We start from the raw sequence: 18,136 nt of genomic DNA, 5'->3' as shown, positions 1-18,136 counted from the left end.
ATGTGGCTGATCAGCTTCTTTGTGGGGTGAACGGTCGCGCGAAGGCCGAAGTAAGTTTCCTCGCTAATCACCTCCGGTTCCTGAATATCCATTCAGGAAAATAATCCACGACCCGTTCGAACCCGTTTCCCGCATGCCTCGACCAACAGGCACCAGGGCAGGCAACCGGCATATCGCCGGACCTCCCTCTCCCTCACCGAGGGCAAAGACAGGGAAACGCCGTTATGAAACTCACCAGCATCGCCATTGCGCTGATCGCAGCGTCCAGCGTCCTCGCCGCCAATACGTCGGCGATGGCCTTCCCGCAGGGTCCGAAGGACCTTCAGGCCAAGCCGCAGCCGAAATTCCCCGGCCCGAAGGGCCCGGGCGATTTCAAGAACCCGCCGAAGGGCAATGGCCCGCACAATCACGATCACAGCTTCAACCCGGCTTTCGGCATCATCCTGGGTGTCGGCGCCATCGCCGCGGCAGCTGCTGCCGCCGACGCCGCCCAGGACGACACCGTCTGCTGGAAGGAAAAGCACAAGGGTCAGGTCGTTCTGATCTGCGAAGAGTAAAAACCGAAGGAGCGCGGAGCCTGAACACTCCGCGCCCTTTTTTTACCGAAACCAAAGTATCGAAAGCCGAGGAATCCACTCCCTCCGCGACCCGTGCTAGCGTCCCGCCCGTCATTCAGACTGAGGCGAAACCGAACTCCATGAAGACGCCGAATACCTTCACCAAGGCGCCCAAGCGCAAGGCCGAGAAGGCCAAGCGCGTGCAGCTCTCCGACGAGGCGAAGAAGGCCTATGAGGAGATGATGCAAAAGCGCGATGCCGAGCAGAAGCAGTACGGCACCCATCTCGACCCGGGCATGCGCCGGGTCTGAGGGCTGCATCTCCTGACACCCGGCCGCGCGGCGGCCGGACTACCGCGTCGGAAGCTAGTGCTTTTTGCCGCCGCCCTGCTGGCGCGCCATGCTGTCGCTGACCACCGAGTTCTTCGTCGACGGCGCCGCGGCGATGGTTTTCGGCTTTTCCTTTTTGGGCTTTTTGGCTTCCCGGTTGCTGCGCTGCTGTCCCTTGGCCATGGCGTTTTCCTCTTTGTTATTTTTGGAGCAAACGCCCGATTGTGCCGGTGCGCAAGGGCGAGATCTTAAGCTGCCTCTTCCGTCACGACCTTGAACCCCGTCAGCGTGTTGGGCCCGAACGTCAGGGTCAGCGGCACATCGGCGGCATCGCGCCCATAGGCGATGAGGATGCGGCCGACGCGCGGATCGTTGTTGCGCGGATCGAACATGTGCCAGCTGCCGCCGAGAAAAACCTCGATCCAGGCGGCGAAATCGCCCGGCGCATGCGGCAGCGGCAGGCCTATATCCGAGACATAGCCGGTGCAGTACCGCGCCGGAATATTGAGGCTGCGGATGAACGCCAAAGCCAGATGCGCGTAATCGCGGCAGACGCCGATCTTTTCTTCATAGGCCTCGAACGCGGTGCGGGTCGGCCGTGAATCCGCATAGGCAAAGGCGATATGGCTGTGCACGAAATCGCAGATCGCCTGCACGCGTGACCAGCCCGGCGGCAAATGGCCGAACAGCTTCCAGGCAATGTCGCTGAGCCTGTCGGTTTCGACATAGCGGCTGCCGAGCAGAAACAGCAGCGTGTCTGCCGGAAGCTGCGATACAGGGATTTCCGGCGCGTCGCCGCCCTGCCCGTCGGGATTGCCGCTGTCGCGGACGATTGTATCGGTGCGGATGGTGAACGTGCCGGCGGGCGCAATGAAGCGCATGCACCAGTTTCCGAAACTGTCGCGATAGCCCTGAAGCGGCACCGAGGGCGAGGTCGTCAGATAATCGGGGCGTTCGAGGTCGGAGACGCGCGAGGCATGAACGTTGAGCATCGCGATAATGGGCGTTGCCTGGGGCAGCTCATAAATCATCTCGCAGCCAACCAGAATCCGCATCGCACCTCGCAAAGAATGGCTGTAGCACGGATCGGACGCGCGGCACGTATGCCGCACGCGATTGTGCGCGCAAATGAAAACGGCGGCGCCAGAGGCACCGCCGTATCGATTTCCCGGAATTCGTGAGAGCCCCAATCAGAGGATATTTCAGCGGCTCTTGGCTTTGGCCTTCGGCTTGGTCCGGCTGACCGACGCCGCTTTCGGGCGGGCCGCCGTCTTGGCCGCAGCCTTCACCGGAGCCTTGGCCTTGGCCGGGGCTTTCGCGGCGGGCTTGGCCTTGGCGGCGGGCTTGGCCGGAGCCGCCTTGGCCTTCGGCTTTTCGGCCGGCTTGGCCTCGAGCTTCGGCTTAACAACAGGCTTCACCTGGGCTTTAGCGACGGGAGTTTTGGCCGCCGGGGCCTTCGCCTCAACCTTACCCTTTACAGAAGGCTTGGCTTCGGCTTTCCCTTTGGCCGGGTCGGCCTTGGCGCCGTTCACCTTGCCGAGGGCGGTCTTGCCGCCGGCCTTCGCCTTGTTGGCGGAGGCTTCGCGGGCCAGGCGGGCGATCTTTTCAGCCGCCTCGGCCTCAGCCTTCAGGCGCAGTTCGCGCAGTTCGGCGGTGCGGCGGGCGACATGGTCGCGCTCGTCGAGATAGTCCTTCCAGGCGGAATTCGCCTGTTCTTCCCGTTCCTTACGATCAGCTTCGCGCTTCGCCTTGGCCTCTTCCGGCGACGGCTTGGGCGCCTCTACAGGGGCCATGGCCGGCAGGATCTCGGCCTCGGTCACGACGCGCTCGGCGCCGCTCTCGCTGCGGAGGGCATATTGCGGCTCGCCCGACGGATTCTCCGGCAGGATCGCCGTAATCTCGTAAGGACCGCGGAAGGTGTTGTGGACGGCCCGGGCCAGATCGACCTGATCACCGAGCTCAAAGGCATAGATAGTCTGCATATGTACGCATATAGGCTCTCTTTTGCAGGAATCCAGACAAATCAGGCTGATTTTAATCCCAGGCTGGTGATGGGGTTAATCGCTAACCGAACGGTTGTTCAGGAATAAAGTCCCGCAACTGAGTTTTGAACCCGCTTTGCCCCGCCCGCGACCAATGATCAACGGGCATTGAGGCAAGGCAATCGGGCCGATCCTCCACGCTCCTAAGCGAATTGGAAGGAAACACCTGATGACACTCTCAAAGCGTTTGGTCTCCGCTGTGGCGGCGACCGTAATCACTCTCTCTTCGGTTTCGGCCGCTCTCGCTCTGCCCCCGATGGGTCCGGGCGGTGAAATGGCTCCGCCCCCTGGTGGCGGCGGTGGCGGCGGCGGTGCCTGGCCGGGTGGACCGGGACCGGGCGGACCGGGCGGCTTTGCTCCTCCCGGCGGCGGCGGCGGTGGTGGCGGCGGCGGTGGCGGTGGCGGCGGTGGCTGGCACCCGGGCGCCGGCTTCGGCATCGGCCTTGGCGTCGGCCTGATCGCGGCGGGTGCTGCGGCAGCCGCTCACGACGATGACGACCTCGTCTGCTGGAAGGAAAAGCGCAAGAAGAAGATCGTCACCGTCTGCATGGAAGACTAAGCGATCGGACACAAAAAAGCGCGGGTTCGTGAGAACCCGCGCTTTTGTATTTACGTCAAGGGAGAAGGATTACTTCTCGACCTGCAGGCTCGCGGCCTTGGTCTTGCCGCGATCCGACACGACTTCGAACGTGACCTTCTGGCCTTCGTTCAGCGTGTAGATGCCGGCCTGCTCGAGAGCGGTGGCGTGGACGAACACGTCCGGGCCGCCGGTTTCCGGCTGGATGAAGCCGAAGCCCTTCTGCGAGTTGTAGAATTTAACAGTACCTGTCGTAGCCATGATGGCCTCCGTATATGCGCGCATCGCGCGTTCCTGATAATCGAAAATCGAGAGTGACTTGGAAGCACACCCTTCAGGACGTACGGACAAGGCAAATCAATATTCGTTCCCACCGGCTGAGCTGGGCCCAGCTGGTTTTGTCCACGAAATATGTCTCGGGGAGATTGGGTTCAACCATTATGCGCGCTTTCCGGTCAGAAAGCAAATCGCCGCATTTCAGCTCTTGGGAACGGGCTTTGCCGTCTGCGCCGCAAGGCGGATGGCTCTGAGCTTCGCCGTCCGTTCGGCCAGCACCGTTTTTTCGTCGATATATTCCGCCCAGGCTTTCCTTGCGCTGATCGCGCGCTCTTCCTGAGCCATGGTGCGGATTCGCGGCATTTTACGGCTTTAAGCGCTGAACGTCGCAGAACGCGCGCGCGGCACGATTTCGACTTCCGTCACAACACGCTCGGGACCCGGTGCATCGCTTTTGATGCGATATTGAGGTTCGCCGTCGCGTCCCTCCGGCATCAGGCTCGTGATCTTGTAAGGACCGCGCGGCGTATTCAGACGATTCTGGGCGAGATCGACGGCATCGCCGATGCGGAATTTGTGAGGCATGCACCCAAGATAGGCTTTTCCCCGGCGATTGATATGGGCCGAGGAAAATAAACATTCAGGCCCCTGAGGCCGTACGCGGCATGCGCCGCGCCTCCAGTTTCTTAACGAGCCGCACAGCTTTGGGCCGCACAAGCCTTAAGAATCCGCGCATCGAACGCGGGCTCAGCACACGGCTCGACTTGGCCAGCACCTCGTCTGCGATCTCGGGGATCGAGCGCGCGCCCTGGATGATGCTGGCGCCCGGAATATTGGGCAGCGGCTCGGCGAGCGCGGGATCGGTCTTTCCAAGCTTTTTCTGTTCGATCTGCTTCTTCGTGAGCACCTGCGGTTTCTTCGAGGCTTTTGGCTTTCGCGCCGAAGGCTTGTCCGGCGCCAGGACGAAAATATGCTCGAAGCACGGATAAAAGGCGCGCGCATTCCATGCCCCGCCGCACAGATAGACCGGCCCTTTCTGGCCGAAGAGCGCGAGCATCGCTTCCTCGTCCCAGGCAAAGCGGTATTTGGTGAAATCGATCGGCTGCGGCGGCATGCCGTCGACCGCCTCGCCGGTCTTGATATTCTTCCAGGAGGATAGACCCCGCACGTCGTCGGCATCCACGGCCTTGCGGCCGCGTTTGCGCAGTTCATAAACGAGTGCCGATTTGCCGGTGCCGCCAAGCCCGGTGATGAGGAAATACGCCAAGGGAAAGACCCGCCAATTGCCGCCTTCCCTAGCCCAGACCCGGGCCGGTGCAAACCGCCCATTTTACCCATCTACATTTCGCCATTGCCCCCTGCTAGAAGGCTCTTCCCATGGCCGATACCCCTTCCCGCCTTATGCTGATCTCTCCGCCGCTCGGGGCCGATGCCGATTTTGGCGCGCCTTTGGCCGCCGCCCTGTCGGCCGCGCCGTTTGCGGCGGTGGTCCTGCGCACCGATTACGGCGCGGATGAGCGCGCGCTTTTGAAAATGCTCAAACCCCTGATCGAAGCGGTTCAGGCCGCAGGCGCTGCCGCCCTGATCGAGGGCTCTGCCGATCTCGTCGGCAAATCGGGAGCCGACGGGCTGCATGTGCTCGGCGACAAACAGGCGCGCGAGGCGATATCGCGCTTCAAGCCGGACAAGATCGTCGGTGCGGGTGGTTTGCGCACAAAAGACGCGGCGATGAGCGCCGGCGAAGTGAACACCGATTACGTCCTCTTCGGCGATCCCGGCAAAGGCGGAGACGTGCCGCTCGATATTGTCGTCGAACGCTGCGGCTGGTGGGCCGAGATCTTCACGACGCCCTGTGTCGGCCAGGCGGAAACCTTCGATTCCGTTGCGCCCATCGCCGCAACGCGCGCCGACTTCGTCGCGCTCGGCGCTTTCGTATGGACACATAAGGACGGTCCGGCCGCGGCCGTCAAAGCCGCAGCCGAACAGATACCGGCGCTCGAGTCCGCGCCGTGATGCGCCGCCTTCTCTTCGCAACCTTCCTGGTTGCGGCGCCGGCGCTCGCAGCGCCCCCCGATCTTCCGGCGATCGAACCGCCCTTTACGCCGCCCGATCTGCCGATGTTTCCGCTGTCATCGCCCGATGCTGCGGCTTCGCCGGAAGCTCCGGTGCCCGAAGGCGACCTCGCCTTCGGCGCGTTCCAGCGCGGCGAATATTTCCTTGCCATGAACGAGGCGTTGAAGCGCGTTGCGGCGAAGGAAGATCCCGGCCCGGCCATGACGCTGATCGGCTTCATCTACGAAAACGGCCTCGGCTTTCCGACGGATTTTGCGAAGGCCGCCGAATGGTATGCGCTCGGCGCCAAAGAGGACGATACCAATTCCATGGTGGCGCTCGGGCTTTTGAAGCTCGAAGGCAATGGCACGCCGAAGGACAAAAAGGGCGCTGCCGATTTGTTCAAGCGCGCGGCGGACAAGGGCGATCCGATCGGTCATTACAATACCGGGCTTCTTTTGCTTGAGGGCGATGTCGTCCTGCCGGATCACGTGAAAGCGGCCGGGCATTTCAAGATCGCGGCGGAAGCCGGAAACCCCGATGCCGAATATGCATGGGGCTCGGCGCTTCGGTCCGGCTCCGGCGTCAAAGAGGACAAAGCCCTCGGCACCGAATTTTTGAGCCGCGCGGCAGCGCAGGGCCACCTCGATGCCATGGCCGAATATGCCGTCGCCATGTTCAACGGCACCGGTGTTGCGAAGAATGAAGAAGGCGCATTCAAGCTGTTCCAGCGCGCCGCGCTCAGAGGGCACGTCGGCGCAATGAACCGCCTTGCCCGCTGCTATGCGGTGGGCCGCGGGGTCGAGGCCGACAGCGTGCTTGCCGCCGCCTGGCATATGCGCTCGAGGAAGCTCGGCGCGGTCGATCCCTTTCTCGATGACCTTCTCAACGGGCTCACCGATGAGGAATTGAAAAAGGCCGAGGCGCGTGCCGCGGAATTCGCCAAGACCGGCGAATCCGCCGCCCTTGACGCTCCCGCCGCCAAGGTCCAGTAACCGCCCTCTCTTCCCCACCCCCTTTTTCCGGCAGCGCGTTCGAAATGCCCCGCTCTCCTTTGATGAATGTGATGATTCAGGCTGCGACCAAAGCCGGGCGCGGCATGCGGCGCGATTTCGGCGAGGTCGAGCAGCTTCAGGTTTCGATCAAGGGACCTTCGGATTTCGTCTCCGCAGCCGACCGCAAGGCCGAGGAAATTCTCGTCAAGGAATTGCAGAAGGCGCGGCCCGAGATCGGTTTTCTTCTCGAGGAAGGCGGTGCGGTTGCGGGCTCGGACGCGTCGCAGCGTTTCATCATCGATCCGCTCGACGGCACGACCAACTTCCTGCACGGCATTCCGCAATTTGCCGTGTCCGTCGCGCTGGAGAAGAACAGCCAGCTGATCGCCGCGGTTGTCTACAATCCGGTCAATGACGAGCTCTTCACCGCCGAACGCGGCCAGGGCGCCTTCCTCAACGACCGCCGCATCCGTGTCGCCGCCCGCCAGCGATTGAACGATTGCGTCATCGGCACCGGCGTCACCCATCGCGGCAAAGGCGATCACGATCTCTTCGGCCGCGAGCTGAAATCCGTACAGACCGAAGTCGCCGGCATCCGCCGCATGGGCGCAGCCTCGCTCGATCTCGCTTATCTTGCGGCCGGCCGTCTTGACGGTTTCTGGGAGCGCGATCTGAAGCCCTGGGATATCGCGGCGGGCATTCTGCTGATCCGCGAGGCCGGCGGCTATGTGACCGATCTCAACGGCCGCGACGACATGTTCGAGCACGGCCATCTGTGCGCCGGCAACGAGACCATCCACAAAGCTCTGCTGGAACGCTTGAAGAAGGCGTGAGCCTTCAGGCGATAATGTCCGGCGTCAGCGCGTCTTCGATATGCGAGATGCGGTCTTTGAGGTGGAGCTTTCTCTTTTTCAGACGCTGAACCTGCAGCCGGTCGCCCGTACCCAGGCGCTCGAGCGCAAAGATCGCGCCGTCGAGATCGCGATGCTCCTCTTCGAGGCGGGACAGTTCGGCGCGCAGCGCGCTTTCGTCGTCCTGTTCCTCGGTCATGCTGGGAGTTCCGCTCCGGCCCCCGCAAGAGGCCCCTTATCGGGCGAAGTATTGCTGCGACTGGAAGCTTTCTTCAAGGCCCGGCCCAGAATGTGCCTAAGTCTTAGTGCCGAATCGACAGCGTGACGAACCCGTGTCAGTCTGGGGTTCCTCAGCATTAGGAGGAGATCGAATGTCGATAGCTTCGCATCTTTCAGCGCTTGAGAATAAGCACAAGACGCTCGAACGGCAGATCGAAGACGAACTCTCCCGCCCTTCAGCCAATGAAACCCGCCTTGCGGAACTGAAGCGGCAAAAGCTCAAGCTTAAGGACGAGATCACTCGCCTGAAGACGGCCCCGCCCGGCGAGACCCTTCACTAAACCGAAAATTTTCCAAAAATTCGCCCGACTGGGCAGCGAACGGCGGCAGACGAGCTCTACTGCTCGTCTTCGTCGTCGCGGCGCAGATTTTTGAGTTTGGCGAAGACCGAGTCGGCGTCGATCTTTTCTTCTTCGTCGCGGCGGCGCTCGCTCGGCTCGAAATCGGCAAAGGGCTGGCTGCCCGGCGCCGTTGTAACTTCCGCCGGCAGCAGCGTCTGGCCGCCGATTTCCTCACCCTCGGGGCGCGGCGGAGCGTTCTTCGAAGCCTTGTTCACTTCAAAATCGAGATCGAGCTGCGAGCACAGGCCCAGCGCCACCGGATCGATCGGCGTCATGGTCGCGATGTTCCAGTGCGTGCGCTCACGGATCGTCTGGATAGTCGATTTCGTCGTGCCGACGAGACGCATGATCTGGCTGTCCTTCAGCTCCGGATGATTGCGGAGCAGCCAGAGAATGGCGTTCGGACGGTCATGGCGGCGCGAGACCGGGGTGTAGCGCGGGCCCTTGCGGCGCTTGACCTCGGGAAGGCGCACTTTGCTTTCCAGAACCTTCAGCCGGTAGGCCGGATCCTTCTCCGCCTTCTCGACCTCTTCGCGGGCCAGCTGGCCGCCCGAAATCGGGTCGATGCCGCGAATGCCCTGGGCGGCGTCGCCGTCGGCGATGGCCTTCACCTCAAGCTCGTGCAGATGGCAGAAATCCGCGATCTGGGCGAACGACAGACTGGTGTTGTCGACGAGCCAGACGGCCGTTGCCTTCGGCATGAGGGGCGCTGTGGCCATAGCAATATCTCCTGTGCGCTTCGCCCGCCGGGGCGAAGCATGGTCCAACTAAAATGACCGGAATGGGCGGAATATAGAGATGCCGCCCGATTGAGGCAAACGCCTCCAGCGATTTTCCGGCTGTTCTGCGTTACACTTTTTGCAAACCGGCGCGGAAAGGGAGCGAACAATGGGTGCCATGCCCGACGAGGACAGACCGATCCGGAAGGTTGCCCACGAGATCGGCCAGGACCTTTATTCCCTGTCGATTGAAGACTTTGACGAGCGTATCGCGCTTCTGAAAGCTGAAATCTCCCGCTTGGAGGAAGCTCGCCAGAAGAAATCGGCGCAGCGCGCCGCCGCCGACAGCGTATTCGGGCCTCGCTGAACGCTGCCACCTCTGCGATAAGGCGGTAGATACTCGCTCGTTAACGTAGCATTAAGCTTTCTGAGTTATTTACATACTGTATCCAGGTTTCTGGATTTCGGAGCGGCACCGCGCCGCTCTGTTTGACGCCTCCCTGTCATCAGACTAGAGCCGCCCCCCGGCGGCTCTTTTTTATGATCCTCGCCGGGCCGGAGCCCCGCGGGCGGCCGGGCCGCATCGGTAACCATTGGTTAAGTTTTAACTTCCGTTTGGATCAAAGGCGCGCCACTGTAGGCCCCGGCGGGCTTGGGGCGTCTGCCTTTCTTGTTCTGTGCGCCCCCGTTTGAGATGCGTATGAGTGAGACGTCCGAAAACCTGACCGATGAGGGCTTCGTTTCCTTCGGCCAGAAGCTCGTTTCTTCCGAAAGCTTCCGCACGCTGTTCCGCGAGGGCATGGCTCTGGTCGAAGAAACGGCTGCCTATCTCGACGGAGAAGGCCGTGAGGAGAGCCGCAAGCTCGCCCGCGCTGCCGCGCTCGCTTACGCGACCGAAAGCATGCGTCTCACCACCCGCCTGATGCAGATTGCGTCCTGGCTCCTGATCCAGCGCGCCGCCAATGAAGGCGAGATGAACCAGGAACAGGCCCGTCAGGAAAAGCAGAAAGTGAAGCTGACGACCGGCCGCTCGACCGTCGCCATCGAGACCTTTGAGAGCCTGCCGGAACGGCTGCGCGAGCTTGTCGACCGCACCGAACGCCTGCAGGGCCGCGTTCTGATGCTGGAAAACCAGATCAACGGCAAAGCCGAAGAGCCCGTGCGCTCCAACCCGATCGAAAGCCAGCTCGCGCTTCTGCGCACGGCTTTCACCGGCGCCTGATACCAATTGTACCGCGCAACAAAAAAGCCCCGCTGAGCGGGGCTTTTTTTATTCCGAAAGGTCGGAAGATCAGCGCGGCTTGGCGGCGCCGATCGAGCCGAACTTGGCCGAGAACTTCGACACGCGGCCGGCGCGGTCCAGAAGCTTCTGCTCGCCGCCGGTCCAGGCCGGATGGGTCTTGGAATCGATGTCGAGCTGGAGGGAGTCACCCTCTTTGCCGTAGGTCGACCGGGTCTGATACTCGGTGCCGTCGGTCATCACGATCTTGATGAAATGGTAGTCCGGGTGAATTCCGCTTTTCATGGCTCGCCTTCGGGGCGCTGCCTAAGCGCCTCACATCGTCGGTAAAATCTGGAAGGCGCGGCTATACCGGATGGGGGCCCTCTAGGCAACCCTTCCGCGTCATCTTGGCCGTCCCGCGGTCTTGCCTCCGACCGGCCCGGATGGGCATGGTCCGCCCGGACCTTGCGATGACCGAGACCCCGCCTGCCCCCAAGAACCGCCGCCTGCGGCCCCTGCTGGCGCTTGCGCCCTTCGCCCTGCGCGATAAAGGCCGGATTGCGCTGGCCTTTCTGGCCTTGGTCGTGGCCTCGGCGGCAACCCTTGTCGTGCCCGTGGCCGTCGGCCGCGTGGTCGATTTCGGCTTTTCGGCCGGGCAGGCCGAACTCGTAAACCTCTATTTCGGGGCGATGGTCGCGGTGGCGGCCCTCCTCGCCGGGGCTTCCGCCTCCCGCTACTATTTGGTCATGACGCTCGGCGAGCGCGTCGTCGCCGATGTGCGGTCTTCGGTCCTCGCCCATCTCACAAAGCTCTCTCCGAATTTTTATGACGATGCGCGCTCGGGCGAACTCGTCTCGCGCCTTGCCGCCGACACGACGCTGATCAAATCGACCTTCGGCGCCTCGGCCTCTGTTGCGCTGCGCAACATGTTCCTCTTCTTCGGCGCGGCGATCATGATGGTCGTGACGAGCCCGCGCCTCTCCGCCCTCGTCCTCATCGCCATTCCGCTCATTGTCCTGCCGCTCGTTGCGTTCGGCAGAGCCGTGCAGCGCCGCTCGCGCACCGCACAGGACACTTTGGCGGATGCATCGGCGCTGGCGGGCGAAGCCATCGGTGCGATGCGCACCGTCCAGGCCTTCACCGCCGAGAGCCAATTGTCCGGACGTTTCGACGCCGCGGTCCAGCGTGCCTATCGCGGCGCACGCGATGCGACGGCAACGCGCGCCGTGCTCACCGCCGTCGTCATCTTCCTTGTTTTCGCCAGCGTGGTTGCGATCCTCTGGTGGGGCGCGACAGATGTCATTGCCGGCCGCATGAGCGCAGGGCTTCTCAGCCAGTTCGTGCTCTATGCGGTCTTCGCCGCGGGTGCGCTCGGCGAAATCTCACAGGTTTGGGGCGATGTCAGCCAGGCCGCGGGCGCGGCCGAGCGTCTTGACGAATTGCTGCAGGTCGAGCCGCAGATCGAAAGCCCCAAAAATTCGACGCCGCTTCCCGTTCCGGCAAAAGGCGCGATCAGTTTCGAGGACATCCGCTTCGCCTATCCGGCCCGCCCGCATTCGACGGTGCTGAACGGCGTGTCGTTCCGCGTCCAACCGGGACAGACGATTGCGCTTGTCGGCCCGTCCGGCGCCGGCAAGTCGACGCTCTTTCATCTTCTGCTGCGCTTTTACGATCCCGCCGAAGGACGCGTTCTCATCGACGGCGTCGATGTGCGCAGCGCGGATCTGTTCGAACTGCGCTCGCGCATGGCGCTCGTGCCGCAGGATCCGGTCGTCTTCGCCGCAACGGCGCGCGACAATATCCGCTTCGGACATCCCGATGCGTCGGATGCAGCCGTTGAGGCTGCGGCGCGCGATGCCGCCGCCGACGGGTTCCTCCGCGCGCTGCCGGAAGGCTATGACACCGAAGTCGGTGAGCGCGGCGTGACGCTTTCGGGCGGCCAGCGCCAGCGTCTCGCCATTGCCCGCGCCATCCTGCGCGATGCGCCGATTCTTCTTCTGGATGAAGCGACCTCGGCGCTCGACGCCGAGAGTGAGGCCCTCGTTCAGGACGCGCTGCACCGGCTGATGAAGGGTAAGACGACGCTTGTCGTCGCACATCGCCTTGCGACCGTGCTCAAGGCCGACCGCATTCTCGTCATCGATGAGGGCCGCATCGTCGAACAGGGCACGCATGCCGAACTCGTCGCAAAGGACGGGTTATATGCGCGCCTTGCGCATCTGCAGTTTGCGTAAAACTCAGCGTTCCGTCAGCTTCAGCTCCAGGCGCCGGTTGCGCGCAAAAGCTTCTTCGGTCGTTCCGGTATCGAGCGGCTGGAATTCACCGAAGCCGGCGGCGACGAGATGCTGGGGCGAGATGCCCTTAGAGACGAGATATTTTACGACCGCGATGGCGCGGCCGGCCGACAGCTCCCAGTTCGACGGAAATTGCGCCGAGAACTGCGGGCGCTTGTCTGTATGACCGTCGACGCGCAGGACCCATTTGATTTCAGGCGGGATCTGTCCCTCAAGCGCGCGCAATGCTTCCGCCAGCTTGTCGAGCTGCGAAAGACCGGACGGCGAGATCGCCGCCGAGCCGACATCGAAAAAGACTTCCGACGGAAAGACGAAACGGTCGCCTTCGATGCGAATATCCGGACGATTGGCGAGAATTTCGCGCAACCGGCCGAAGAAGTCGGAGCGATAGCGCGCAAGCTCCTGCACGCGCTGCGCAAGCGCCACATTCAGGCGGGAGCCGAGATCGGCAATCTTCGCCTGGCTTTCACGGCCGCGCGCCTCAGACGCTTCGAGCGCATCTTCGAGCGCGGCGATCTGGCGGCGCAGCGCCGAAATCTGCTGGTTGAGAAGTTCGACCTGCGCCAGAGCGCGGCTTGAGATGTCTTTCTGCTGATCGAGTTCGGTCGAGAGAGTCTGCGCTTGGCCCGCACCGCTCGCCGCACCGTCGCGCTCGCCCTGCAGTCTCTTGCGTTCGGCCTCGGCCGTGGCAAGCGAGGCGGAAAGCGCCGCAAGTTCGTCCTGCATCGAGCGCTTCGACGAGCGCTCCATGGCAAGCGAATCCGTCAGTTCCGCGATCTGCATATTCAGCCGGTCGAGTGCGGTATCGCGGCTCGAGACTTCGCGCGACAGAACAAATTGCGCAACGACGAAGACCGACAGCAGAAAGATGATGACCATGAGCAGCGTCGCAAGCGCATCGACAAAGCCCGGCCAGTAATCGACATGGCGCTCGCGGCGCGACCTCCGCGCCATCTCAGTGCTTATCCTTTTTGTCGATCATCATGCGGCGGATTTCTTCGGTGTCCGCGGCCTGCTTCTGCATCCAGTCGCGGATGAGGCGCTGTTCGGCGCGCAGATGCTCGACGAGACGCGACATGCCGTCGGCGATCTTGACCTGCGCAGTGGAGCCCGAAAGCTCGATCTCCTGCTCTTCGATGCGAGCGCCGGCGACGGTGCCCGACAGCCAGTCTTCGAGTTCGTTGTAGAAGCGGTTCTGCGCTGAGCCCGCCTGCAGATCGAGGAAGCCGAGAACGAGCGATCCGGCAAGGCCGAACAGCGATGACGAGAACGCGATGCCCATGCCGGCGAGCGGCTCGCCGAGACCGCGCTTCAGATCGTCGAACACCACGGCGGCATCCCCCTGTACCGACAGACCGCCGATAACCGCGCCGATCGAGGAGACGGTTTCGAGTAGGCCCCAGAACGTGCCGAGAAGGCCGAGGAAGACGAGAAGGCCGGTGAGATAGCGGCCGATATCGCGCGCTTCGTCGAGGCGCGTGCCGACCGAATCAAGGATCGAGCGCAAGGTCAGGGTCGAGATCGAGGCGCGGCCGAGGCGATTGCCGAGAAGGCTTGCCATCGGCGCGAGCAGAACCGGCGCATCGCGCAGCGTCATGCCTGGATCGGAGATTCTGAAATCATTGACCCAGCGGACTTCGCGGAAGAGGCGAATGACCTGCCGGAAGGCGAGCACGATGCCGATGAACAGAACGCCGAAGATCAGACCGTTCAGACCGGGATTGGCGAGGAAAGCGCGCCGGATTTGCTCGTGCAGGATGAGTACGATGAAGCCCACCAGCAGGACGAACAACAGCATGCGGAGCAGAAAGCCCCGGGGCGAGGACAGTTTGTAAGGATCGAAATCTTGCACGCTCATCCGGCTTCCCCTCCCAACGGGTCGCGGAGCTTAACCAAGCCCGTCTGTCATGCAAACGACGAGACCGCGATCCTGTAAGATGCAAAGTGGATGACGCGGATATGAGGCCGATGTGAGGAAAGAACTCCGGGCCTGGCTTTGGCTCATGCTTCTTGGCGTCTTCACGCTCTGGTGGTTCGCCGGTGCACCGCCCATCGGGCCTTTTGAGCGGAAGAGAGCGGTGAATACCGGCATCCTCGATGACAGCTGGGAGTGCCGGCCGGTCAAAGGCGGCCCCATCTGCTGGAAAAAGCCGTCGCAGAATCCGGCTTCGCCAACGCCTTAAGCACAGCTTTGCCTTTGCCTTGCCTCTGTAAGGGCCCCTCCCTATAGTCCGGCGCTTCTTTTCGGGGGCGGAAGGAGCAGCCATGGCCGGACAGGCAAAGCCTGTTGCCATCATTATGGGCAGCCAGTCGGATTGGGAGATCATGCAGCATACGGCGGAGACGCTGGATGCGCTCGGCATCGCCCATGATACGCGTATCGTCTCGGCCCATCGGACGCCCGACCGTCTTTATGAGTTCGCCAAGGGCGCGCGGGACGAAGGCTTCCAGGTCGTGATCGCGGGGGCCGGCGGCGCCGCGCATCTGCCCGGCATGACGGCCTCGCTGACGCCCCTGCCCGTCTTCGGCGTGCCGGTGGAAACCAAATCCCTCTCCGGTATGGATTCGCTGCTGTCGATCGTTCAGATGCCGGCCGGCATTCCCGTCGGCACGCTCGCCATCGGCAAAGCCGGCGCGATCAATGCCGCGCTACTCGCGGCCAGCGTTCTGTCGCTGCACGATAAGGCTCTCGCCGCGCGCCTTGACGAATGGCGCGCCAAGCAGACGGCGAAGATTGCCGAGACGCCCGTTACCGGAACCGCCTGAACATGGCACGCGATGAGAACGGCGCCCTGAAGCCCGGCGCCACGATCGGGATTCTCGGCGGCGGCCAGCTTGGCCGCATGCTGGCGCTCGATGCGGCGCGGCTCGGCTTCAAGATCCATATTTTCTGTCCGGACACGGGCCCGGCTTTCGACGTATCTGCCGCCCATACACAGGCTGATTACGAGGATGAGGCCGCACTCATCCGTTTTGCCAGCGAAGTCGATCTCGTCACCTACGAGTTCGAGAACGTGCCGGCGAAAACCGCGGAAATTCTCGCAAAGTCGAAACCGCTTTATCCCGACGCGCATGCGCTCGCGACGACACAGGACCGGCTTGCGGAAAAGACGTTCCTGAAAAATCTCGGCGTGCCGCTCGCCGATTTCGCCGAAGTGAACAGCGAGGCCGAACTCCTCGCCGCGGTCCGTAAGCTCGGCCGCCCGAGCGTCTTGAAGACGCGCCGGTTCGGCTATGACGGCAAGGGCCAGACCATGATCCGCGAAGAGGCGGATCTTGCCGCGGCATTCGCCGCCATCGGCAGCCAGCCCGCGGTGCTCGAGGCCTTCGTGCCGTTCGAGATTGAGGTCTCGGTCGTTGCAGCCCGCAATGCCCGTGGTGAGTTTCAGGCCTTCGACGTCACCGAGAACCGCCACGAGAACCACATCCTGCGCACCTCGACCGTCCCCGCAGCGCTCTCGGCCGAGACCTCGGCCGAGGCGCTCAAGATCGCCGGCAAGATCGCCGAGGCCCTCAATTATGTCGGGGTCATCGGGGTCGAGATGTTCGTAGTGCGGGAAAACGGGCGGGACCAGGTCCTGGTCAACGAACTGGCCCCGAGAGTCCACAATTCCGGCCACTGGACTCAGGACGGGGCCGAAACCAGCCAGTTCGAGCAGCATATCAGGGCCATTGCCGGCTGGCCGCTGGGCAGCCCTAAGCGTCTCGGCCGTTCTGAGATGACCAATCTCCTCGGCGATGAAGTCCATGCCTGGCAGCAGCTTGCGGCCAGCCCGGGGGTCCATATTCACCTTTACGGCAAGGGGGCTGCCCGCCCCGGCCGGAAAATGGGCCATATCAACCGGCTGACCCCGGAAGACTGAGCGGCTACTGCGTCTCCGGGATTGTCACAACGAGCCCGTCGAGTTCATCCGTCATCTTGATCTGGCAGCTCAGCCGGCTGGTCGCGCGCCGTCCGCCCGCGACCGTTTCCAGAATATCGTCTTCCTCATGGCTCATCGGCGGAAGACGCCCGAACTGTTCCTCCGCGACATAGACATGGCAGGTGCCGCACACCATGCCGCCGCCGCATTCGGCGATGATTCCGTCGAGCCCATTGGTCAGGGCGGCGAACATCAGGCTGTCGTCAGTCTGCGCCTCGATCTCGATGCGCGCGCCGCACGGCGTTACGAAGATGACTTTGAGCATGATCTTGCAATCCGCGCGAAGGAAAAGGCCCGGAGCTTTCCGCATCCGCACCGGGGACAGAAGGCCGGTCTGAATGTAGGGACGGTCTCCGGGCCATCGCCCGCGCGGCGTGACGTCCGCGCGGGCGTATTGCTCAGTTGGTTTGGTTGCGCTTGGCGTTTTCCGGGAGGTAGGGGCTCCACGGCTTCGGCGCGACGGGCTTGCTCTGATAGACGATCTCGAACTGGCCGTCGGCCTGCACTTCGCCGATCATCACGGGCTTGGTTACGTGATGGTTCTTGTTCATCACGACTTCATAGCCGGTCGGAGAAACAACCTTCTCGCCAATGATCGCCTCGCGCACCTTGTCGACATCCGTCGATCCCGCTTTCTTCACGGCCTGCGTCCACAGACGGAAAAGATTGTAGGCGGACTCCATCGGATCGTTGGTGACGCGCTTCGGATCCTTCGTGTAGTCGTGCCACTTCTTGATGAATGCCTTGTTCTCCGGCGTGTTGACCGACATGAAATAACTCCAGCCGGCGAGATGGCCGACCAGCGGCGTGGTATCGAGACCTTTCAACTCTTCTTCACCGACCGAGAAGGCGATGACGGGAATGTCGGTCGCCTTGACGCCCTGATTGCCGAGTTCCTTGTAGAACGGCACGTTCGCATCGCCGTTGACGGTCGAAATCACCGCGGTGGGCTTGCCTTCGGAACCGAATTTCTTGATGGCAGAGACTTCCGTCTGCCAGTCGTTGAAACCGAACGGTGTGTAGTTTTCGCGGATGTCTTCATCGGCAACACCCTTCGATTTCAGAAATGCGCGGATGATTTTGTTCGAGGTGCGCGGATAGACATAGTCCGTACCTTCAAGCACGAATCGCTTGATGCTGCCGCCATCTGCGCTCATCAGATATTCGACCGCCGGAATCGCTTTATTGTCCGGCACGGACGAGCCGTAGAAAATGTTCTTCGAGCTTTCCTCTCCCTCATATTCGAGCGGGTAGAACAAAAGCCCGTCAAGTTCTTCGAACACCGGCAACACGGATTTGCGCGACACCGACGTCCAGCAGCCGAACACCGCCGCAACCTTCTCGCGGCTGATGAGCTCGCGCGCCTTTTCGGCGAAAAGCGGCCAGTTCGACGCCGGATCGACGACAACGGCTTCCACCTTCTTGCCGAGAAGACCGCCCTTTTTGTTGATCTCATCGACTTCCATCAGGATGACGTCCTTCAGGATGGTCTCCGAAATGGCCATGGTGCCGGACAGCGAATGAAGGACACCGATCTTGATCGTGTCTTCCGCGGCGGTGGCGAGCGGCACGGAGCCCGCCATTACGAGGGCGGCCACGCCTGCCCCCAGCATGCGACGTGTGAGTTTCATGGAAGTTCCCCAGGTTCGAAACAGCCGGGATCGATGCCCCCGGCCTGA

Annotated in this window: 26 protein-coding genes; 12 read left to right on the top strand and 14 right to left on the bottom strand. The window is 62.5% G+C overall.

The genetic code is table 11. The annotated features are described in order from the left end of the window. Positions 1–224: 224 nt before the first annotated feature. Positions 225–557: a hypothetical protein gene (locus IZ6_RS03015; protein ID WP_222876539.1), complete on the top strand. Its 333-nt coding sequence runs from the start codon at positions 225–227 to the stop codon at positions 555–557. A 140-nt stretch (positions 558–697) separates the two neighbouring features. Next, positions 698–868 carry a hypothetical protein gene (locus IZ6_RS03010; RefSeq protein WP_222876538.1) on the top strand — a complete coding sequence of 57 codons (171 nt, stop codon included), beginning with the start codon at positions 698–700 and terminating at the stop codon, positions 866–868. Between the two features lie 54 nt (positions 869–922). Here the strand turns inward: IZ6_RS03010 and IZ6_RS03005 are convergent, their stop codons facing one another. The 3 genes from IZ6_RS03005 to IZ6_RS02995 form a co-directional block, all read right to left on the bottom strand. After that, positions 923–1,069 carry a hypothetical protein gene (locus IZ6_RS03005; RefSeq protein ID WP_222876537.1) on the bottom strand — a complete coding sequence of 49 codons (147 nt, stop codon included), beginning with the start codon at positions 1,067–1,069 and terminating at the stop codon, positions 923–925. 65 nt (positions 1,070–1,134) lie between these two features. Next, positions 1,135–1,941 carry a transglutaminase-like domain-containing protein gene (locus tag IZ6_RS03000; RefSeq protein ID WP_222876536.1) on the bottom strand — a complete coding sequence of 269 codons (807 nt, stop codon included), beginning with the start codon at positions 1,939–1,941 and terminating at the stop codon, positions 1,135–1,137. A gap of 147 nt (positions 1,942–2,088) precedes the next feature. Then, on the bottom strand, positions 2,089–2,868 hold the full coding sequence (locus IZ6_RS02995; protein ID WP_222876535.1) for a hypothetical protein: 780 nt from the start codon (positions 2,866–2,868) through the stop codon (positions 2,089–2,091). A gap of 229 nt (positions 2,869–3,097) precedes the next feature. Between IZ6_RS02995 and IZ6_RS02990 the strand changes: the two genes are divergently transcribed. Then, positions 3,098–3,487 carry a hypothetical protein gene (locus tag IZ6_RS02990; protein WP_222876534.1) on the top strand — a complete coding sequence of 130 codons (390 nt, stop codon included), beginning with the start codon at positions 3,098–3,100 and terminating at the stop codon, positions 3,485–3,487. A 69-nt stretch (positions 3,488–3,556) separates the two neighbouring features. Here the strand turns inward: IZ6_RS02990 and IZ6_RS02985 are convergent, their stop codons facing one another. The 4 genes from IZ6_RS02985 to IZ6_RS02970 all read right to left on the bottom strand — a co-directional run bounded on the left by IZ6_RS02985 (position 3,557) and on the right by IZ6_RS02970 (position 5,048). Beyond that, complete coding sequence (locus tag IZ6_RS02985; RefSeq protein ID WP_222876533.1) at positions 3,557–3,766, bottom strand: cold-shock protein; 210 nt, start codon at positions 3,764–3,766, stop codon at positions 3,557–3,559. A gap of 216 nt (positions 3,767–3,982) precedes the next feature. Next, the gene (locus tag IZ6_RS02980) at positions 3,983–4,144 is read right to left on the bottom strand and encodes a hypothetical protein (RefSeq protein WP_222876532.1); all 162 of its coding nucleotides are present in this window, start codon (positions 4,142–4,144) and stop codon (positions 3,983–3,985) included. A gap of 9 nt (positions 4,145–4,153) precedes the next feature. Further along, on the bottom strand, positions 4,154–4,366 hold the full coding sequence (locus IZ6_RS02975) for a hypothetical protein (protein ID WP_222876531.1): 213 nt from the start codon (positions 4,364–4,366) through the stop codon (positions 4,154–4,156). A 55-nt stretch (positions 4,367–4,421) separates the two neighbouring features. After that, positions 4,422–5,048 carry a hypothetical protein gene (locus IZ6_RS02970; protein ID WP_222876530.1) on the bottom strand — a complete coding sequence of 209 codons (627 nt, stop codon included), beginning with the start codon at positions 5,046–5,048 and terminating at the stop codon, positions 4,422–4,424. A gap of 110 nt (positions 5,049–5,158) precedes the next feature. On the opposite strand from IZ6_RS02970, the gene IZ6_RS02965 reads away from it, so the two are divergent. From IZ6_RS02965 to IZ6_RS02955, 3 genes are read left to right on the top strand one after another with little or no spacing between them, the layout of a single operon-like run. Continuing rightward, positions 5,159–5,794 (top strand): thiamine phosphate synthase, encoded by a 636-nt coding sequence (locus IZ6_RS02965; protein WP_222876529.1) that lies wholly within the window; start codon positions 5,159–5,161, stop codon positions 5,792–5,794. Further along, the gene (locus tag IZ6_RS02960) at positions 5,794–6,828 is read left to right on the top strand and encodes a tetratricopeptide repeat protein (RefSeq protein ID WP_222876528.1); all 1,035 of its coding nucleotides are present in this window, start codon (positions 5,794–5,796) and stop codon (positions 6,826–6,828) included. Before IZ6_RS02965 ends, IZ6_RS02960 begins: the two co-directional genes overlap by 1 nt. Positions 6,829–6,872: 44 nt before the next feature. Next, positions 6,873–7,661 carry an inositol monophosphatase family protein gene (locus IZ6_RS02955; RefSeq protein WP_222876527.1) on the top strand — a complete coding sequence of 263 codons (789 nt, stop codon included), beginning with the start codon at positions 6,873–6,875 and terminating at the stop codon, positions 7,659–7,661. Between the two features lie 4 nt (positions 7,662–7,665). Here the strand turns inward: IZ6_RS02955 and IZ6_RS02950 are convergent, their stop codons facing one another. Then, on the bottom strand, positions 7,666–7,878 hold the full coding sequence (locus tag IZ6_RS02950) for a YdcH family protein (protein ID WP_222876526.1): 213 nt from the start codon (positions 7,876–7,878) through the stop codon (positions 7,666–7,668). 172 nt (positions 7,879–8,050) lie between these two features. Here IZ6_RS02950 and IZ6_RS02945 point away from each other — a divergent pair, with 172 nt between their 5' ends. Beyond that, entirely contained in the window at positions 8,051–8,239 is a 189-nt protein-coding gene (locus tag IZ6_RS02945; RefSeq protein ID WP_222876525.1) for a YdcH family protein, read from the top strand. Positions 8,240–8,295: 56 nt separating this feature from the next. Here IZ6_RS02945 and IZ6_RS02940 read toward each other — a convergent pair whose 3' ends face one another. Further along, positions 8,296–9,018 carry a DUF1013 domain-containing protein gene (locus tag IZ6_RS02940; RefSeq protein WP_222876524.1) on the bottom strand — a complete coding sequence of 241 codons (723 nt, stop codon included), beginning with the start codon at positions 9,016–9,018 and terminating at the stop codon, positions 8,296–8,298. A gap of 178 nt (positions 9,019–9,196) precedes the next feature. Here IZ6_RS02940 and IZ6_RS02935 point away from each other — a divergent pair, with 178 nt between their 5' ends. Both IZ6_RS02935 and rcdA read left to right on the top strand, forming a co-directional pair. Beyond that, entirely contained in the window at positions 9,197–9,385 is a 189-nt protein-coding gene (locus IZ6_RS02935) for a DUF1192 domain-containing protein (RefSeq protein ID WP_222876523.1), read from the top strand. Between the two features lie 333 nt (positions 9,386–9,718). Then, on the top strand, positions 9,719–10,240 hold the full coding sequence (gene rcdA / locus IZ6_RS02930; protein ID WP_222876522.1) for a protease adaptor protein RcdA: 522 nt from the start codon (positions 9,719–9,721) through the stop codon (positions 10,238–10,240). Between the two features lie 69 nt (positions 10,241–10,309). On the opposite strand, the gene rpmE is transcribed toward rcdA, so the two are convergent. Next, the gene (gene rpmE / locus IZ6_RS02925; RefSeq protein ID WP_222876521.1) at positions 10,310–10,543 is read right to left on the bottom strand and encodes a 50S ribosomal protein L31; all 234 of its coding nucleotides are present in this window, start codon (positions 10,541–10,543) and stop codon (positions 10,310–10,312) included. A gap of 146 nt (positions 10,544–10,689) precedes the next feature. Here rpmE and IZ6_RS02920 point away from each other — a divergent pair, with 146 nt between their 5' ends. Beyond that, entirely contained in the window at positions 10,690–12,474 is a 1,785-nt protein-coding gene (locus tag IZ6_RS02920; protein WP_225873982.1) for an ABC transporter transmembrane domain-containing protein, read from the top strand. 3 nt (positions 12,475–12,477) lie between these two features. Here the strand turns inward: IZ6_RS02920 and IZ6_RS02915 are convergent, their stop codons facing one another. Together IZ6_RS02915 and IZ6_RS02910 are read right to left on the bottom strand one after the other, a co-directional pair. Then, on the bottom strand, positions 12,478–13,488 hold the full coding sequence (locus tag IZ6_RS02915; RefSeq protein ID WP_222876519.1) for a peptidoglycan -binding protein: 1,011 nt from the start codon (positions 13,486–13,488) through the stop codon (positions 12,478–12,480). Position 13,489: 1 nt separating this feature from the next. Beyond that, the gene (locus IZ6_RS02910) at positions 13,490–14,392 is read right to left on the bottom strand and encodes a flagellar motor protein MotA (protein WP_222876518.1); all 903 of its coding nucleotides are present in this window, start codon (positions 14,390–14,392) and stop codon (positions 13,490–13,492) included. A gap of 407 nt (positions 14,393–14,799) precedes the next feature. On the opposite strand from IZ6_RS02910, the gene purE reads away from it, so the two are divergent. Beyond that, on the top strand, positions 14,800–15,300 hold the full coding sequence (purE, locus tag IZ6_RS02905; RefSeq protein WP_222876517.1) for a 5-(carboxyamino)imidazole ribonucleotide mutase: 501 nt from the start codon (positions 14,800–14,802) through the stop codon (positions 15,298–15,300). 2 nt (positions 15,301–15,302) lie between these two features. After that, positions 15,303–16,397 (top strand): 5-(carboxyamino)imidazole ribonucleotide synthase, encoded by a 1,095-nt coding sequence (locus IZ6_RS02900; protein ID WP_222876516.1) that lies wholly within the window; start codon positions 15,303–15,305, stop codon positions 16,395–16,397. Between the two features lie 4 nt (positions 16,398–16,401). Here IZ6_RS02900 and IZ6_RS02895 read toward each other — a convergent pair whose 3' ends face one another. Together IZ6_RS02895 and urtA are read right to left on the bottom strand one after the other, a co-directional pair. Continuing rightward, positions 16,402–16,722, bottom strand: coding sequence for a 2Fe-2S iron-sulfur cluster-binding protein (locus tag IZ6_RS02895; protein WP_222876515.1), 321 nt, complete (start codon positions 16,720–16,722; stop codon positions 16,402–16,404). Between the two features lie 133 nt (positions 16,723–16,855). Beyond that, on the bottom strand, positions 16,856–18,088 hold the full coding sequence (gene urtA, locus IZ6_RS02890) for an urea ABC transporter substrate-binding protein (protein WP_222876514.1): 1,233 nt from the start codon (positions 18,086–18,088) through the stop codon (positions 16,856–16,858). Positions 18,089–18,136: the final 48 nt, after the last annotated feature.

This window comes from Terrihabitans soli, from assembly GCF_014191545.1.
Lineage (GTDB): Bacteria > Pseudomonadota > Alphaproteobacteria > Rhizobiales > Methylopilaceae > Flaviflagellibacter > Flaviflagellibacter soli.
This window is presented reverse-complemented; position numbering and strand designations above follow the sequence as displayed.

Excerpts from the sequence above, each read along its gene's own strand:
- IZ6_RS03015 (WP_222876539.1), top strand. The coding sequence starts at position 225 with ATGAAACTCACCAGCATCGCCATTGCGCTGATCGCAGCGTCCAGCGTC.
- IZ6_RS03010 (WP_222876538.1), top strand. The coding sequence starts at position 698 with ATGAAGACGCCGAATACCTTCACCAAGGCGCCCAAGCGCAAGGCCGAG.
- IZ6_RS03005 (WP_222876537.1), bottom strand. The coding sequence starts at position 1,069 with ATGGCCAAGGGACAGCAGCGCAGCAACCGGGAAGCCAAAAAGCCCAAA.
- IZ6_RS03000 (WP_222876536.1), bottom strand. The coding sequence starts at position 1,941 with ATGCGGATTCTGGTTGGCTGCGAGATGATTTATGAGCTGCCCCAGGCA.
- IZ6_RS02995 (WP_222876535.1), bottom strand. The coding sequence starts at position 2,868 with ATGCAGACTATCTATGCCTTTGAGCTCGGTGATCAGGTCGATCTGGCC.
- IZ6_RS02990 (WP_222876534.1), top strand. The coding sequence starts at position 3,098 with ATGACACTCTCAAAGCGTTTGGTCTCCGCTGTGGCGGCGACCGTAATC.
- IZ6_RS02985 (WP_222876533.1), bottom strand. The coding sequence starts at position 3,766 with ATGGCTACGACAGGTACTGTTAAATTCTACAACTCGCAGAAGGGCTTC.
- IZ6_RS02980 (WP_222876532.1), bottom strand. The coding sequence starts at position 4,144 with ATGCCGCGAATCCGCACCATGGCTCAGGAAGAGCGCGCGATCAGCGCA.
- IZ6_RS02975 (WP_222876531.1), bottom strand. The coding sequence starts at position 4,366 with ATGCCTCACAAATTCCGCATCGGCGATGCCGTCGATCTCGCCCAGAAT.
- IZ6_RS02965 (WP_222876529.1), top strand. The coding sequence starts at position 5,159 with ATGGCCGATACCCCTTCCCGCCTTATGCTGATCTCTCCGCCGCTCGGG.
- IZ6_RS02960 (WP_222876528.1), top strand. The coding sequence starts at position 5,794 with ATGCGCCGCCTTCTCTTCGCAACCTTCCTGGTTGCGGCGCCGGCGCTC.
- IZ6_RS02955 (WP_222876527.1), top strand. The coding sequence starts at position 6,873 with ATGCCCCGCTCTCCTTTGATGAATGTGATGATTCAGGCTGCGACCAAA.
- IZ6_RS02950 (WP_222876526.1), bottom strand. The coding sequence starts at position 7,878 with ATGACCGAGGAACAGGACGACGAAAGCGCGCTGCGCGCCGAACTGTCC.
- IZ6_RS02945 (WP_222876525.1), top strand. The coding sequence starts at position 8,051 with ATGTCGATAGCTTCGCATCTTTCAGCGCTTGAGAATAAGCACAAGACG.
- IZ6_RS02940 (WP_222876524.1), bottom strand. The coding sequence starts at position 9,018 with ATGGCCACAGCGCCCCTCATGCCGAAGGCAACGGCCGTCTGGCTCGTC.
- IZ6_RS02935 (WP_222876523.1), top strand. The coding sequence starts at position 9,197 with ATGCCCGACGAGGACAGACCGATCCGGAAGGTTGCCCACGAGATCGGC.
- rcdA (WP_222876522.1), top strand. The coding sequence starts at position 9,719 with ATGAGTGAGACGTCCGAAAACCTGACCGATGAGGGCTTCGTTTCCTTC.
- rpmE (WP_222876521.1), bottom strand. The coding sequence starts at position 10,543 with ATGAAAAGCGGAATTCACCCGGACTACCATTTCATCAAGATCGTGATG.
- IZ6_RS02920 (WP_225873982.1), top strand. The coding sequence starts at position 10,690 with ATGGTCCGCCCGGACCTTGCGATGACCGAGACCCCGCCTGCCCCCAAG.
- IZ6_RS02915 (WP_222876519.1), bottom strand. The coding sequence starts at position 13,488 with ATGGCGCGGAGGTCGCGCCGCGAGCGCCATGTCGATTACTGGCCGGGC.
- IZ6_RS02910 (WP_222876518.1), bottom strand. The coding sequence starts at position 14,392 with ATGAGCGTGCAAGATTTCGATCCTTACAAACTGTCCTCGCCCCGGGGC.
- purE (WP_222876517.1), top strand. The coding sequence starts at position 14,800 with ATGGCCGGACAGGCAAAGCCTGTTGCCATCATTATGGGCAGCCAGTCG.
- IZ6_RS02900 (WP_222876516.1), top strand. The coding sequence starts at position 15,303 with ATGGCACGCGATGAGAACGGCGCCCTGAAGCCCGGCGCCACGATCGGG.
- IZ6_RS02895 (WP_222876515.1), bottom strand. The coding sequence starts at position 16,722 with ATGCTCAAAGTCATCTTCGTAACGCCGTGCGGCGCGCGCATCGAGATC.
- urtA (WP_222876514.1), bottom strand. The coding sequence starts at position 18,088 with ATGAAACTCACACGTCGCATGCTGGGGGCAGGCGTGGCCGCCCTCGTA.